The sequence below is a fragment of the Aquimarina sp. 2-A2 genome, from assembly GCF_045505135.1.
Classification (GTDB): domain Bacteria; phylum Bacteroidota; class Bacteroidia; order Flavobacteriales; family Flavobacteriaceae; genus Aquimarina; species Aquimarina intermedia.
Genome location: NZ_JBJKFI010000001.1, coordinates 222797 through 236021, shown reverse-complemented (window position 1 = coordinate 236021; position 13225 = coordinate 222797). Strand labels below are relative to the sequence as shown.

Sequence of the window (13225 nt, the reverse complement as noted above, 5' to 3'; positions counted from 1 at the left end):
GATGTGTATGTATAGAAAAAAAACTTTAAAAAAGTTCCTAAAAGGGTCGGCTGGTGGCTAATTATTAAAAATTGAAGATAAAATGTATGATAAAGAGGAAGGCACAGGAACCAGGGGAAACAGGATCTATAATATATTATTTGACGACCTCGCGACTCTGCTGGAGGTGACAAGGCTATGCTAATATTTACTATCTGTTAGTGATATTCTTTTATAGAACATAATAGAGCTCGAAACACTACTTTTTTAACCGCTCCATTAATTTTTTACCGGGATTGGTTTCATGATTCTTGATCCCGTGAATCGCTGCAGCAAGTGCGAGTACGATAGTACCTATAAGCGCTACCGTACCAATAGAAGGGTAGGCTTCGTGTTGCTTCATATAAATTGCAACCAATGCCCATACGCCTACCAGGGCGAATTCTCTCATATTGCGGGTTACAATCATAAACAAGTTGACCAATACAGCGACTATAATCATGATTAGCGTCCAGGTTACTTCTGATAAGCCGAAACCATTCCAACCGATTTTAACCAGATACGCCGCGGTATTTGCAATAGAAGCAACGGCGATCCAGCCACTATATAAACAAATTGGCCACCAAACGAGTGCGATGATTTCAATAGGCGCATCCCAACGTTCCATGTTCGTTTTAAGGATGATCTTAAGTAACGAAAAAAGCAATCCAAACATAATTAGAACAGATACCCCGGTGTATTCATAAGTAAAGGCGAGTACCCAGGCTACATTAAGCAGATTTGCTATAAAAAACCAGTAGCCGGTTGCAATAATAAAACCTGATTTCTTAGTGCTAAAAAATGCTCGACGTATCTGAAATACTGCATAGGCTAATAAACTAATAAAAATTATCCCCCAAATAGAAAAAGCGTATCCTGCCGGTGTGAATAAATTTTCATATTGTTGACTAAGCTCTCCAATAGTGGTATTATTAAGTCTTAAAACCTGTGCTGCATAATTCACTGCAATAACCAGTACTACTGAAATAAGATTAAGAATGGATAATTTTTTCTGCATAGAATAGAATATATAAGAATACAGAAAGTTAAGGAAGCTTTTTTAATTTACCATCTAGAAGGAGGAATTGTGAGGAGTTTAACACCTGTGTTAGTTTACTTTAATCACTTCGTCTTTGGTCAAAGCAAAAACCTCATCAGTTGCTTCGGGAGTAAGCATATAGAGTCCTGTGAATTCACCAAAGGCAGGAAGAATCATTTGATCTGCCGTTTTAAAATAACAAGGTAATTTGAGTACTTGTCGACCTAACCCTTGTAACCTGACACCGGGATGTATATGACCACAGAAGTTAAAGAAACCCGCTCGGGTTTCGGGATGATGTGTCAACAAGAAAGTACCAATGGCCCATTCATCACTGATATGAATTTTTAAGGTTTCGTACTTGAGCGGCGAAATGATATCGTGATTCCCTGCAATGAGTACCATTTTACGATTCTGATGCTTCGCAACCCAGGTTTCAAACAAATGCCATTCACTATTAAGGCTACTATGAAATAGATCCCCCATAAAAGTAATTACGGCCGGATCAAATTGTTTGATAATTGCATCAAGGCGATCAAAATTTTTCTGAATAGCCTTTTGGGGTACGGCACTTCCATGTTTTCTAAAATGTGAGACTTTTCCCAAATGGACATCCGCAATAAGTAGCATATCGGTTTCTTGCCAATACAATCCACCACACGGATGAAAGCTAAAGGTATTATTTAAAATTTTATAGGAATCTGGCATTATAATAATTAAAGTGGAAATTTAGATGGATCTTGTCTGGTATCCCAAACTAAGTGAATGATAATTTCTGAAGAAGTTATTTGATAAAATATTTTATAATGTTTAATGATTCGTACGTGTACAGCAGGAATATTTGTTACCCTTCCCAAGTAAGGGAATTCTACTAATTGTTTAATGAGAATATTGATCTCTTTATTAAGTTTACGGCTGTACGTCTTGGATTGATTCCGGCGCACGTAAAAAGCTAAAATCTCGTGAAAAATGGAGATCGCTTTTGATGTCCAGACTACTTTTCTAGCCATGCATCATTATCTTTAAAGACTTGATCATTATCCACTACATTTCCCGCTTTGTAAGCTGAAATACTGTCTGACACTAATTGATTTTCAAAATCAGATAAAGTATAGGGTGTTTCTTCTGCAGAATTAGACAAGATCTTTTTGAGCATGGTCAAGGTCTGCTCATCTTGCAGACTTAGAACACGCTTAATAATATCATTTTGAAGTTCAGAAATATTCATTAATACACTTTTTACAAAGATACAAATTGAAAAGTTACTTTTTCAGTAGGATTGCAGTCATCTTTTTGATCCGATCGGCCAATTTTTCACTGGATAACTTTTCGCGTAAGCGATCCGTAATAATCGGAAAAGAAAATGGAGTCGCTTTCTTGCACGCTTTCCAAATAATTTCTTGTGACTGTATGCGCTCCATAACAAGATGCAAGCGACCTTCTTCTAACTGATGCTCAAAAGTTTCGACAAAAGCTTGCTGAAACAACATATTATCTGCTTCATAATCCCTGAAAACATCAAATAACAACTGCGAATTGGATTGTAAATGTTTCATTTTGATCATTTTATTAGGGTAACCCGTAAACACTAATCCGGCAATGACAGCAATATCTCTAAATTTACGTCGTGCCATTTCCGTTGCGTTGAGACTTTTTTGCAGATCCTGCTTTAAATATTCTGAAGAGAACAGATTGTTATCAATCACCTCCTGCATATCAACCGGTTGGTCTGATAGTAACTCGAATCCGTAGTCGTTGAATGCGATAGAAAAAGTAACCGGAAACAGCAAACTTATGCGATAGGCGAGAAGACTTCCCATAGCTTCATGAACAAAACGTCCCTCAAAAGGATAAAAAATATGATGATAGCCCTCTCTGGTTTTGAAGGTTTCAATCAAAAATTGCCCCGGTCCGGGGATGATACTTTCTCTACGTTGTCTTTCAAAAACAGGAGACAACGCTTTTAGTTCTTTGGACAAGGGGAGCGCTTCACCCGCTGCTTCAGAACTTACACGATATAACTCTTCACGCAGTAATTCACTCATTTGTGCCGAAAAGGTCATACGACCGCCCGACCAACTCGGTACTCTGTTTGTTTTCTTTGTTGAATTGCGAACATGCACCTGCATGTTTTTAATTCGAATGAATTCAAGATTACGCCCGGCAAAGGTAAAAACATCTCCGCGCGTAAGTTTAGAAATAAAAAATTCTTCGATAGTACCAATATAACCACCGGTTTGATATTTTACCGTGAGCGCTGCATCTCCAACGATAGTACCTATTTGCAGACGATGTCGCATAGCAACACCGCGGTTGGTCACTTTAAACCTACCATCTTCTTCCACTTCAACACGCTTATATTCGTCATAGGTTTGCAAAGATTGACTGCCCAGCGTTATAAAGTTGAGTACCCAAGCCCACTGATCTTCTGTGAGCATCTGGAAACAGAACGTTTGACGGACTTCTTCAAAAATTTCTTTAGGATAAAAGCCATCAGAAACGGCCAGTGTAACCAAATACTGAATCAGTACATCAAAACTGTTAAGATGCGGAATACGATCTTCGACGGCGTTTTGTTTTACGGCTTTTTGCAAAGCAGAAGCCTCAATCAGTTCAATGGCATGGGTTGGTAAAAAATAGATCAAACTAACTTTACCCGGTTGGTGGCCACTACGTCCTGCCCGTTGTAAAAAGCGAGCGACCCCTTTGGGACCTCCAATTTGAACGATGGTTTCTACCGGCGCAAAGTCTACGCCCAAATCAAGACTGGAGGTACAGACGACGGCTTTAAGTGTTTCATTACGTATCGCGGACTCTACCCAAAGTCGAGTTTCTTTATTGATACTACCATGGTGCATCGCCATCTCTCCCGCAAACTCCGGATATTTATCTAAGATTCTCTGAAACCAGATCTCGCATTGACTTCGCGTATTTGTAAAGAGGAGAGTGGTGCGACTATTCTTAATAATCGGGATCACATCATCCAGCAAATGAATTCCCAGATGCCCGCGCCAGGGAAAGGTCTCCATTTCTTTGGGAATAATACTTTTTACAACAATTTTCTTTTTTAAATTTGCGCGGATAAGTACAGAATTCTCCAAAGCAGGAGTGTTATACCCTAATAATACCTCTTTAGCCTGTTCCAAATTACCGATGGTGGCCGAAATTCCCCAAATTCTCATGGTTGAGGTAATTGCTTTTAGTCGGGATAAAGCTAATTCTATTTGAACCCCTCTTTTGGTTCCTAGAAGTTCATGCCATTCGTCAATAATAATCGCTGAGCAATCTTTAAAAGTTTTATCATACCCTTTGGAGGCTAGCAAGAGTTGCAAGCTTTCTGGAGTTGTAATCAATAAATCGGGCATTTTTCGTTTTTGTGCTGCCCGTTCTTTTTGGGAGGTGTCTCCGGAGCGGATACCTACGGTGAGTTGTGTACCTAAACCTTGAGCTACACGTTCTGCCGCTTGTTTTATTTCTTGCGAGAGTGCACGTAATGGAGTGATCCAAATAGCTTTTAGACCTTTCGGATGGTTTTTTTTATAGTCTGGATTATTTTTGATGTAGTTAAGAACAACAGGAAACCAGAGTGCATAAGTTTTACCGCTGCCGGTGGGTGCGTTTAACAAACCATGCTTGCCACTCAAAAAAGCGTTCCAGCTTTGCTTTTGAAAGGGAAAAGGTTCCCATCCCTGATCAGAGAACCAAGTTTCTGCAATAGTAAGGAGTTCTTTACGATTCATTTTTTTGAGGTGTAGCATGGACTGAAAAATGATCTTTTATTTCCTGTAAAACTGAAGACAAATGATGAAATATCATTTTATTTTCAAAACGTAGTATTGTAAGTCCAAGAGTGCGCAATTTTTTATTTCTTTTTTCATCTTTTTCTTCTGCTGAAGAATTCATGTGGATGTCTCCATCCAATTCGATAACCAGTTGCTCTTTTGCACAATAAAAATCTACAATTAAATTTTCAATACTATGCTGTCTTCTGAATTTTCGACCTTCCAAGTTACGCTGTTGAAGCTCTTTCCATAGAAAAGCTTCTGCAGAAGTAAGATTTTGCCTTAAATCTTTTCGAAAGGTTTTTAATTCGGGCTTGTCATGAGTTTTTTTCATTTGTATTTATAGTTTGTTGTAAACCCTTTCCGACTTCACTATGTTCAGCCACCTTTCCCTTAAAAGGGCAAGGAGTTTTATGTCTTTGTAAATTCTCTTTTAATTTACTCATTTTTAATATTGACTCCTCTCCTTGGAAGGGAGAGGTGAATTTTGAGGCACGATAAATTCGGAGAGGGTGCTTCATACAATCAAACCTTTTAAATCTTCCAAACTGTTAGCTTCTTCAATTTTCTTATCCTGTCGCCATCGCAATATTCGAGGAAATCGCGTGGCAACACCACTTTTATGTCGTTTTGATAATGCGATTCCTTCAAATGCAATTTCGAATACGAGTTGCGGAGTAACACTGCGCACCGGACCAAAGCGTTCTATAGTATTCGTCTTGATAAAGCGGTCCACCTTCCTAAATTCTGCATCCGTAAGACCTGAATAAGCCTTTGCAAAAGTTACCAGCTCTGTTTTGTCTTCATTCCAAAGTCCAAAGGTGTAGTCTGTGAAAAGATTGGATCTGCGTCCATGACCACGCATAGCGTAGGTAAGTACCGCATCGATGGTTAGTGGATCCACCTTCCATTTCCACCAATCTCCTTTTTTTCTGCCAACTAAATAAGGAGAATCTTTTCGTTTTAGCATTAAACCTTCAGATTTTACCTCTCGGGAGCGTTCGCGTTCTGAGGCTGCCGCTTCCCATGAATCAAAAGATAATGTCTCTGATAAATGTAAAGGAATAGCACTATTCTCAGACTCGATTGTTTTCACTTTTCTATATAATGACTCTAAGATAGTTCTGCGCGCTTCAAATGACTGTTGTCTGATATCCTCGCCCTTCCATTCCAAAATATCGTATGCTTTCAGAATTACCGGAGTTTTTGCCAAAAGCGCTTTCGACACCGTCTTTCTGCCAATACGTGTCTGTAAATCATTAAAAGTTCCTATGTTCCCTTCCGGAAACGGTAATATTTCTCCATCCAGTACGGTCCCATCAGGAATCACCCCTACAAAGGATTCAAATTCCGGATATTTGTCAGTAACTAATTCTTCACCGCGACTCCAAACAAAGAGTTCCCCTTTCCTAATAATCACCTGAGATCGGATACCGTCCCATTTATGCTCTCCATACCAATCGGAAATCGGACCAAGACTCTTTGCGTTATCTTCGACGGCATAGGCTAAATAAAAAGGGTAGGGTTTAGATAGAAAATCGGCATCTTTTTCTTCTAAAATTAAATCATGATAGCTAATAGTATTGGGATCCCAGCTTCCCATCAATTTGTACGCCAGGATATCCTCGTCTATGGCGGTTGCTTGCGCTAATGCTCGTGTCATTAATTTTTGACTGACGCCAATTCTGAAGCTTCCGGTAATAAGTTTTGAAAAGACAAAACGTTCATAGTAATTCAGGTTTGTCCAGTTATCAAAAAGATATGCCTTCTTTTCTTCTTCGCTTTGTTTTTTTAGCGCTAAAATTTCTTCAAGAAACTGTGTTAGACTTTTTTCTGAGGTTTGTGTGGAAGGCGGAATCACAAGTGCAATGGTTTCGGCCAAGTCACCAACAATATGATAGGATTCTTCAAACAACCACAGCGGAATGTTGGCTAATTCTGATGCCCAAGCTCGCAACAAGGTAGTGTTTACCGGCCTGGGTGGACGACGATGCGATAGAATTGCTATGGTCCAAACCTTATCTTGATCAGATGCTTTCTCAAAGTAATTAGCTAAAGCCGCAACTTTTAAAGTTGTTTTGTTCGTACTATCGAGGGTTTTGATGAGGTCGGCAAAATTTTTCATACGGCATCTTCGGTTTCAGATTTGCTTTCCATTTCTGCCAATTCTCCTTCGTACTGTGTCTTTTCTGTGCGGGCGTCATATCCGATAGTTCTTAAATATCGCGAGAATATATCCGTGTATCCATGGGTGGTAATTATTTTAGTAGCTCCCGTGGCTTCTATAGCAGTTAACAGGCTATGCCAATCACAGTGATCGGATAATACAAAACCTTTGTCAATGGCACGTCTTCTTCGCGCTCCGCGAAAAGCCATCCAGCCACTGGCGGATGCCGTCACATAAGGTACCATTTTGCGTATCCAAGTACTGCCATGTGCACTTGGTGGCGCTAAAACGATGTTTCCTAAGAGTTCTTCTTTTTTAGTTTCACGGGTTATACGGGTCGTTGCGGGAAAATCAATCATGGGCCGAATCACTTCAGTCATGTTTTCTATAGCACCGTGGGTATATATTTTGCCAATTGACGGATCTAGGTATTTTAAGAGCCGCTGTGCTTTCCCAAGTGAATAGCCAAAAAGGATGGAGGTTTTACCTTCGGCTTGATTTTGTGACCACCACGTATTGATGTTATGCATAACTTCATCTTGGGGTGTCCACTTAAATGCAGGGAGTCCAAAGGTGCATTCGGTAATAAAGGTATGACACCTAACCGGTTCAAAAGGAACTGCAATACCATCATCTTCAGTTTTATAATCTCCGGTAAAGACCCAAACTTCTCCCTGATGCTCAACCCGTATTTGTGAGCTTCCGATAATATGACCCGCCGGATGCAGGCTGAATTTTACATTGTTAATCATAAAAGGCTCGTTAAAAGCTCTTCCGCTTACATTAATATCACCAAGTCTGTGTTTTATAATGGGCACATTGGTGTGGTGGGTTATATATTTTTTATGACCCCAGCGACTGTGGTCTGCATGACCATGAGAAATGATTGCATGATCCACGGGTTTCCAGGGATCCAAATAGACCTTTGCAGCATCACAATAGATGCCTTTTTCGGTAAATTGAAGTAAGGGTTTTTTCATAGGAACACCTTAGTGTTGATTGAATATTGAAAATACTGAATGTGTAAAGGTTAGAGAAAGTGTTTAGCAAAAGATTAACCTGAAAAAGAGATTTTTAAACAACTTTAATACTTCTTTATATTTTGTTGAATTCAGGGCTGCCTCAAGCTGTAACATTAGGTTGTAATAGTGCTAAGTTTATATATTCATTCTAGTTCGTATAAAAACAAAATAATTAAATTTTAAAAGGTGGGTAGTTTACTTATATTTGCGGAAAATTAAACAACTACTACAATGTCTATATCTGATTTATTTGATAGCGGATTTCAGAAAAGAAATCAGGATCATTTTGCTTCTATCGTAAGAGTCGCCATGAGCGATAATGTAATAACTGATGATGAAAAAGCCTTTTTGGATAGATTAGCTAGAAATCTGGACATTTCTGAAAACGATTATCGTGAGATATTAAAAGATTATGCGAAGCATCCTATTAATCCACCCTCTAGTTATGATGTTCGTTTAGAGCGTTTATATGATTTAGCGCGTATGGTATATGCTGATCATATCAAAGGTGAAAATCAGGTAGTATTGTTAGAGAAATTATGTGTTGGACTTGGTTTTAAGTCAGATAATGTAAAGTATGTTGTAGATAAGGCTCTTAGTCTGGTAGAACAGGGAGTTGACAACGATACCTTCGCCGAAGAAATTAAAACAATGAATCGTTAATACGATTACGGTATATAAAATTTACAGTGATAAGCTGCCTATTGGGCAGCTTTTTTTGCGATCTGTTTTGTGATTTTATAGAGTAGATCTTGTTGTTCAAAAGGTTTCGTGATAAAATCATCCATTCCGGCTTTAAGACAACGTTCTCGTTCGCCCTCTTTAGAATTAGCAGTAAATCCAATGATTGGAACTTCTGCAATTACTTTGTCTCCATATTTAGTGCGTATCTGTTTGGTTATTTTGTAACCGTCTATGGTAGGCAATTGTAGATCCATCAAAATAAGATCATAGGCTCTTTTTTCTACAAAATTAATAGCCATTTCTCCATTCATAGCTATATCCACAAAAAAATCACCCTCTTTGATAAGTAATTTCATAACCAGATACTGTGTGGATTCTTCGTCTTCTACCACTAATATTCTGAATTTCTTATCTCGTTTGGGTAGTGTATAAGATTTTTTCTTGCGCTCCGGACTTTTGGAACCGATCTCAATGCCAAATGGTAGTTTTAGTGAAAATATAGAACCTTTGTCTACTTCACTGGTCACTTTTATATCACCTTGTAATAGATCAATAAGATTTTTTACAATGGCTAACCCCAAACCGGTACCCGCAATTTTTTTATCTTGATTAAACCGTGAGAAACGGTCAAAAACAGCATCTAAATTCTCCGGAATGATACCTAAACCTGTATCTTCAATCTTAAAACTTACGCTAGTTTTATTACCTCGTTGATAATTTTTAGAAGCGGTCAAGGTCACTTTTCCAGTTTCTGTAAATTTAAAAGCATTATTGAGCAGGTTGTTTAAAATTTGATAGACTCTGGTAGCATCGCCAATTACATAGTCAGCTATTGAATCCTCATAAGTCATTGTAAAGGCAAGACCTTTGTTCTCAGCTACTTTATTATAGGTCTTTTCAAATCCTTTTAGCAATTCTTTTATAGAAAAACGTTCTTCGGTTACTCGAAGCTTCCCTGATTCAATGTTCGAAATATCGATCATGTCATCAATCAATGCATTGAGGTGAAGGCTTTCTCGTTTAATAATTCGAGCTAATTCTTCTTGCTCAAAATCCAATTTGGTTTTCTCTAATATTTCGACAAAACCCAGAATAGAGGTAAGAGGCGTTCTGATTTCGTGATTAATATTTGCAATGAAGCTATTTTTAAACTCTTCTTTTTCTAAAAGATACTTATTTCTCAATTCCAGTGCGCGCGCTAGTAGAATAGATTCATTTTTTTGTTGTGCTACCGTATGCAGTTCGTTGTATTTTTGAGTATAATCAAAAATCAGAACTTCAATACCATACGAAGATATAGTTAAGGTGACATCACAGATTCTTTCTATATCGTCATCGTTTAAGTGGATACACGCAAAATTATGATCTACAGAGGTCTTTGTATTCTTGTGCTCATCAATTAGACTGGGTATAATTTCAAAAAAAGGATGCATTTCAAAAAGCGACATACCTTTTTTGAGTTTGAACAGTGCACCTTCAGTAAAGGTAATTGTACCGTCATATTGTATAGAAATATGCTGTGTTTTTTGATGAAAAGGTCTAGCTTCTTCCTGTGATTTCATAAGTTAAGACGTTAGTTCGTTAGCAAGGTCCAAAAAGAATTCATGAACATTCTTATTGGTTTTGGCACTTGTAAAGCAATCAACATTAATATTTAATGCTTTGAGTTGATCTTTTGCTGTCTTTTCTTTGATCAGGTCTATTTTGTTACCGATTACTTTGATCAATACTTTAGAATGGATATTAGTCAGGTACGCTAAGTCTTCGTGAATATTTTTATAGGTTTCTTCTCTCGTGATGTCAAAAACATAAATAAAAGCATGAGAGCCTAATAAATAAGATTTACGGGTATCTTCGATATCTGTATGACCTTCGGTATCCCAAATAATCATGGAAAGCTCTTTTCCATTGGGCAATTCGACCACTTTTTTCTTAATTTGGACTCCCAATGTTACTTTATAGTCTTCTGAGAAAGCATTGTCAATAAACCGTCGAAATAACGAGGTTTTACCTACTCCGAAATGCCCTAGGAGCACTACTTTTTTAGACGATGTCATCTGCAAAATGTTTTTTTAGTTTTTTGGTAAAGAGTGTACTGTCTTCTAAATCTTTTCTGGAGATGTGATGTTGTGCGAAATCCAGTATTTGATCTTCGAGAATTTCTTTGAACATCATACTATATGAGCCGGCAATTACAGCCGCTATATAGTACGAGTAGAAATTTTGGATATGAATGGTGTGAAGTTCGTATTCTATCATTTCCAGATTTTGATCACCTCCCTGAAAAGCGTCTTCAACGAAACTTTTGATTGCGGTAAGCATACCGGCAATCATTTCTTTGTCTATAGTTCCTTGTGATAACGGACTGTATTCTGCAATTAGTAAACCAGATTCCTTTTCAATAACAAACATCTGTATGAGTTTAGGCTTGCCGTAATCAGAAATTGCCATATCTCCGGATTTGACTCCGCTAGCTTTTGCTTTCGTATTTCGGAGCCATTTTTTGAATGAAAATGCGCTTTTGGTTCTGTTGCTAATATTCTCGCTCAGTAATTTCATTTCGTGAGCAATATATTTCTTAATCATTTTTCCGATAATAGGAAAAAGGGCATCCACCACGGCATCTTGTGAATTTTTTATTTCTTCCTTAAGCGCTTCGGTTATGGTTGGTCCCAGAGTTTTTGGAATTTCTTTTACAAATTCTTCCAACTTATCATCTATGATTGGATCTACTTTGTTAGAAAGTTCGTTTTTTTTGTGGACAATCGTATTGAGCTCCTCTACTTTCTTGGCTATAGACTGAGCAAACTCATTCTCCTCTGTGAGAAGAAGTTTTTTTAAGAGTATTAATTTATCCTGCTCGTCCATATTAGCGGATAAGTTATATTATTTTTGATTAATTTTCTCTCCCATAGCAATCAACAAATCACCAAGTGTTTTCTTATCCACTTTTTTGGACTCCAAAGTAGCTACATTGTCGGCGAGTGTATCTTCGAGATCTGTAATTCTGATATTGACATCAGTACTCAAGTTATCAATAGCCTGTAATAGCTCTTTTCGAGTATCCTGAACTAGATCCTCTAACTCTTTCCTTTTAGTAAGTATGTCTTTTTTTACTGCATCAAACTCAGAGTCATAAGCTACAATATTCTCCCCGAAGATGAGATTTTTTATAGCTTCAATTTTTGAAGTCGCAGCATCAGTTTCATTCTGGGGAGATTCGATAGCTTTATTTTCTTTAGCCATGTGTGATGGTTTTTAGGTTTTTCAATACGCTTCTTGTAAAATTAGCTATAAAATTTTAAAAATAAGGCGTGAATAGATAAACACTTGTATAATTACTACATGCTTTTGAAAATAAGTTGCAATTCATATGAAAAAATAAAGCTCAATTTACTTTTTCATAAAGGACTCTACTTTGTCTACCATATTTTTACTTCCACAAACAAAAGGAGTACGTTCATGAAGTTCAGTTGGCTTTATATCCATAATGCGTCTTACACCATCACTTGCTTTACCACCGGCTTGTTCGGCAATAAATGCCATTGGATTACATTCGTATAAGAGTCTGAGTTTTCCTTTAGGTGATTTGGAGGTGCTCGGGTACATATAAATGCCTCCTTTAATCATATTGCGATGAATATCACTCACCAGCGAACCGATATAACGCGAAGTGTAAGGGCGATCATCCTTTTCTTCCTGACAATATTTGATGTAATCTTTGATTCCTTGTGGAAAATGCACATAATTACCCTCATTAACCGAATAAATTTGTCCGTCTTCAGGAAATCTCATGTTGGGATGAGATAGATAATAAGTTCCAAGTGCCGGATTTAAGGTGAATCCGTTAACACCGTGACCGGTAGTGTAGACAAGCATTGTCGAAGTACCATAAATGATGTACCCTGCTGCTACTTGTAAATTACCGGGTTGCAAGAAATCTTCTAATGTTACAGGCGTTCCTGTAGGTGTAATTCTCCTGTACACCGAAAAAATAGTTCCTACTGATACATTGACGTCAATATTGGAGCTTCCATCAAGTGGATCCATAAGCACCACATAATTATTACGGTGATCATTTTTTTGACCCTTAATAGTAATAAAATCATCGTTTTCTTCAGAAGCAATACCACAAACAATCTCTCGGTTAGTTAGGGTGTTGATAAATGTTTCATTTGCCAGCACATCTAGTTTTTGTTGATCTTCACCCTGTATATTGGTTTCTCCGATCGCTCCCGTAATATCAACTAATCCGGCCTTATTCACTTCGTGATTTACCATTTTTGCGGCCAGTCGAATGGAGTTTATGAGTCGAGATAGTTCACCACTTGCATACGGAAAATCATTTTGGTTCTCAATTATAAATTCTCCTAGCGTTTGATTGTTTCTGGACATGGTTGTGTTGCTTTTTGGCAAAAGTATTATTTTTTGACTAACTACAACGTTTTCGAAATCTAAATTAAACACTAAATTTTTATTCTGCCATGTTTTATAACATCATGTGGATCAAAGC

14 protein-coding genes are annotated in these 13225 nt (G+C 37.7%); 1 reads left to right on the top strand and 13 read right to left on the bottom strand.

Features of this window, described 5'->3' with window-relative positions:
- Window positions 1-238: 238 nt before the first annotated feature.
- The 8 genes from ACJRPK_RS01085 to ACJRPK_RS01050 form a co-directional block, all read right to left on the bottom strand.
- Window positions 239-1036, bottom strand: a complete 798-nt coding sequence (locus ACJRPK_RS01085) for a tryptophan-rich sensory protein (protein ID WP_407138033.1) — start codon at window positions 1034-1036, stop codon at window positions 239-241.
- Window positions 1037-1126: 90 nt separating this feature from the next.
- Window positions 1127-1765 carry a ligase-associated DNA damage response endonuclease PdeM gene (gene pdeM, locus ACJRPK_RS01080; protein ID WP_407138032.1) on the bottom strand — a complete coding sequence of 213 codons (639 nt, stop codon included), beginning with the start codon at window positions 1763-1765 and terminating at the stop codon, window positions 1127-1129.
- 8 nt (window positions 1766-1773) lie between these two features.
- On the bottom strand, window positions 1774-2067 hold the full coding sequence (locus ACJRPK_RS01075; protein WP_407138031.1) for a type II toxin-antitoxin system RelE/ParE family toxin: 294 nt from the start codon (window positions 2065-2067) through the stop codon (window positions 1774-1776).
- A complete protein-coding gene (locus tag ACJRPK_RS01070; RefSeq protein WP_407138030.1) occupies window positions 2052-2285 on the bottom strand; it encodes a hypothetical protein in 234 nt (77 codons plus the stop codon). Before ACJRPK_RS01070 ends, ACJRPK_RS01075 begins: the two co-directional genes overlap by 16 nt.
- 34 nt (window positions 2286-2319) lie before the next feature.
- Window positions 2320-4797, bottom strand: a complete 2478-nt coding sequence (locus tag ACJRPK_RS01065; protein ID WP_407138029.1) for a ligase-associated DNA damage response DEXH box helicase — start codon at window positions 4795-4797, stop codon at window positions 2320-2322.
- Window positions 4787-5173, bottom strand: coding sequence for an endonuclease domain-containing protein (locus ACJRPK_RS01060; RefSeq protein WP_407138028.1), 387 nt, complete (start codon window positions 5171-5173; stop codon window positions 4787-4789). The genes ACJRPK_RS01065 and ACJRPK_RS01060 overlap by 11 nt, the downstream gene beginning before the upstream one ends.
- 183 nt (window positions 5174-5356) lie before the next feature.
- Entirely contained in the window at window positions 5357-6964 is a 1608-nt protein-coding gene (locus ACJRPK_RS01055; protein WP_407138027.1) for an ATP-dependent DNA ligase, read from the bottom strand.
- Entirely contained in the window at window positions 6961-7986 is a 1026-nt protein-coding gene (locus tag ACJRPK_RS01050) for a ligase-associated DNA damage response exonuclease (RefSeq protein ID WP_407138026.1), read from the bottom strand. The genes ACJRPK_RS01055 and ACJRPK_RS01050 overlap by 4 nt, the downstream gene beginning before the upstream one ends.
- Before the next feature lie 273 nt (window positions 7987-8259).
- Here ACJRPK_RS01050 and ACJRPK_RS01045 point away from each other — a divergent pair, with 273 nt between their 5' ends.
- Complete coding sequence (locus tag ACJRPK_RS01045) at window positions 8260-8691, top strand: TerB family tellurite resistance protein (RefSeq protein ID WP_407138025.1); 432 nt, start codon at window positions 8260-8262, stop codon at window positions 8689-8691.
- A 38-nt stretch (window positions 8692-8729) separates the two neighbouring features.
- On the opposite strand, the gene ACJRPK_RS01040 is transcribed toward ACJRPK_RS01045, so the two are convergent.
- The 5 genes from ACJRPK_RS01040 to fbp form a co-directional block, all read right to left on the bottom strand.
- Entirely contained in the window at window positions 8730-10274 is a 1545-nt protein-coding gene (locus ACJRPK_RS01040) for an ATP-binding protein (RefSeq protein ID WP_407138024.1), read from the bottom strand.
- A 3-nt stretch (window positions 10275-10277) separates the two neighbouring features.
- Window positions 10278-10769, bottom strand: coding sequence for a Rab family GTPase (locus ACJRPK_RS01035; RefSeq protein WP_407138023.1), 492 nt, complete (start codon window positions 10767-10769; stop codon window positions 10278-10280).
- The gene (locus ACJRPK_RS01030) at window positions 10756-11580 is read right to left on the bottom strand and encodes a cell envelope biogenesis protein OmpA (RefSeq protein ID WP_148781764.1); all 825 of its coding nucleotides are present in this window, start codon (window positions 11578-11580) and stop codon (window positions 10756-10758) included. Before ACJRPK_RS01030 ends, ACJRPK_RS01035 begins: the two co-directional genes overlap by 14 nt.
- Window positions 11581-11598: 18 nt before the next feature.
- On the bottom strand, window positions 11599-11958 hold the full coding sequence (locus ACJRPK_RS01025) for a fructose 1,6-bisphosphatase (RefSeq protein ID WP_407138022.1): 360 nt from the start codon (window positions 11956-11958) through the stop codon (window positions 11599-11601).
- A 147-nt stretch (window positions 11959-12105) separates the two neighbouring features.
- A complete protein-coding gene (gene fbp, locus ACJRPK_RS01020; protein ID WP_407138021.1) occupies window positions 12106-13107 on the bottom strand; it encodes a class 1 fructose-bisphosphatase in 1002 nt (333 codons plus the stop codon).
- Between the last annotated feature and the right edge of the window lie 118 nt (window positions 13108-13225).

Coding starts and splice junctions, on each gene's coding strand:
- ACJRPK_RS01085 (WP_407138033.1), bottom strand. CDS start 1,036: ATGCAGAAAAAATTATCCATTCTTAATCTTATTTCAGTAGTACTGGTT.
- pdeM (WP_407138032.1), bottom strand. CDS start 1,765: ATGCCAGATTCCTATAAAATTTTAAATAATACCTTTAGCTTTCATCCG.
- ACJRPK_RS01075 (WP_407138031.1), bottom strand. CDS start 2,067: ATGGCTAGAAAAGTAGTCTGGACATCAAAAGCGATCTCCATTTTTCAC.
- ACJRPK_RS01070 (WP_407138030.1), bottom strand. CDS start 2,285: ATGAATATTTCTGAACTTCAAAATGATATTATTAAGCGTGTTCTAAGT.
- ACJRPK_RS01065 (WP_407138029.1), bottom strand. CDS start 4,797: ATGAATCGTAAAGAACTCCTTACTATTGCAGAAACTTGGTTCTCTGAT.
- ACJRPK_RS01060 (WP_407138028.1), bottom strand. CDS start 5,173: ATGAAAAAAACTCATGACAAGCCCGAATTAAAAACCTTTCGAAAAGAT.
- ACJRPK_RS01055 (WP_407138027.1), bottom strand. CDS start 6,964: ATGAAAAATTTTGCCGACCTCATCAAAACCCTCGATAGTACGAACAAA.
- ACJRPK_RS01050 (WP_407138026.1), bottom strand. CDS start 7,986: ATGAAAAAACCCTTACTTCAATTTACCGAAAAAGGCATCTATTGTGAT.
- ACJRPK_RS01045 (WP_407138025.1), top strand. CDS start 8,260: ATGTCTATATCTGATTTATTTGATAGCGGATTTCAGAAAAGAAATCAG.
- ACJRPK_RS01040 (WP_407138024.1), bottom strand. CDS start 10,274: ATGAAATCACAGGAAGAAGCTAGACCTTTTCATCAAAAAACACAGCAT.
- ACJRPK_RS01035 (WP_407138023.1), bottom strand. CDS start 10,769: ATGACATCGTCTAAAAAAGTAGTGCTCCTAGGGCATTTCGGAGTAGGT.
- ACJRPK_RS01030 (WP_148781764.1), bottom strand. CDS start 11,580: ATGGACGAGCAGGATAAATTAATACTCTTAAAAAAACTTCTTCTCACA.
- ACJRPK_RS01025 (WP_407138022.1), bottom strand. CDS start 11,958: ATGGCTAAAGAAAATAAAGCTATCGAATCTCCCCAGAATGAAACTGAT.
- fbp (WP_407138021.1), bottom strand. CDS start 13,107: ATGTCCAGAAACAATCAAACGCTAGGAGAATTTATAATTGAGAACCAA.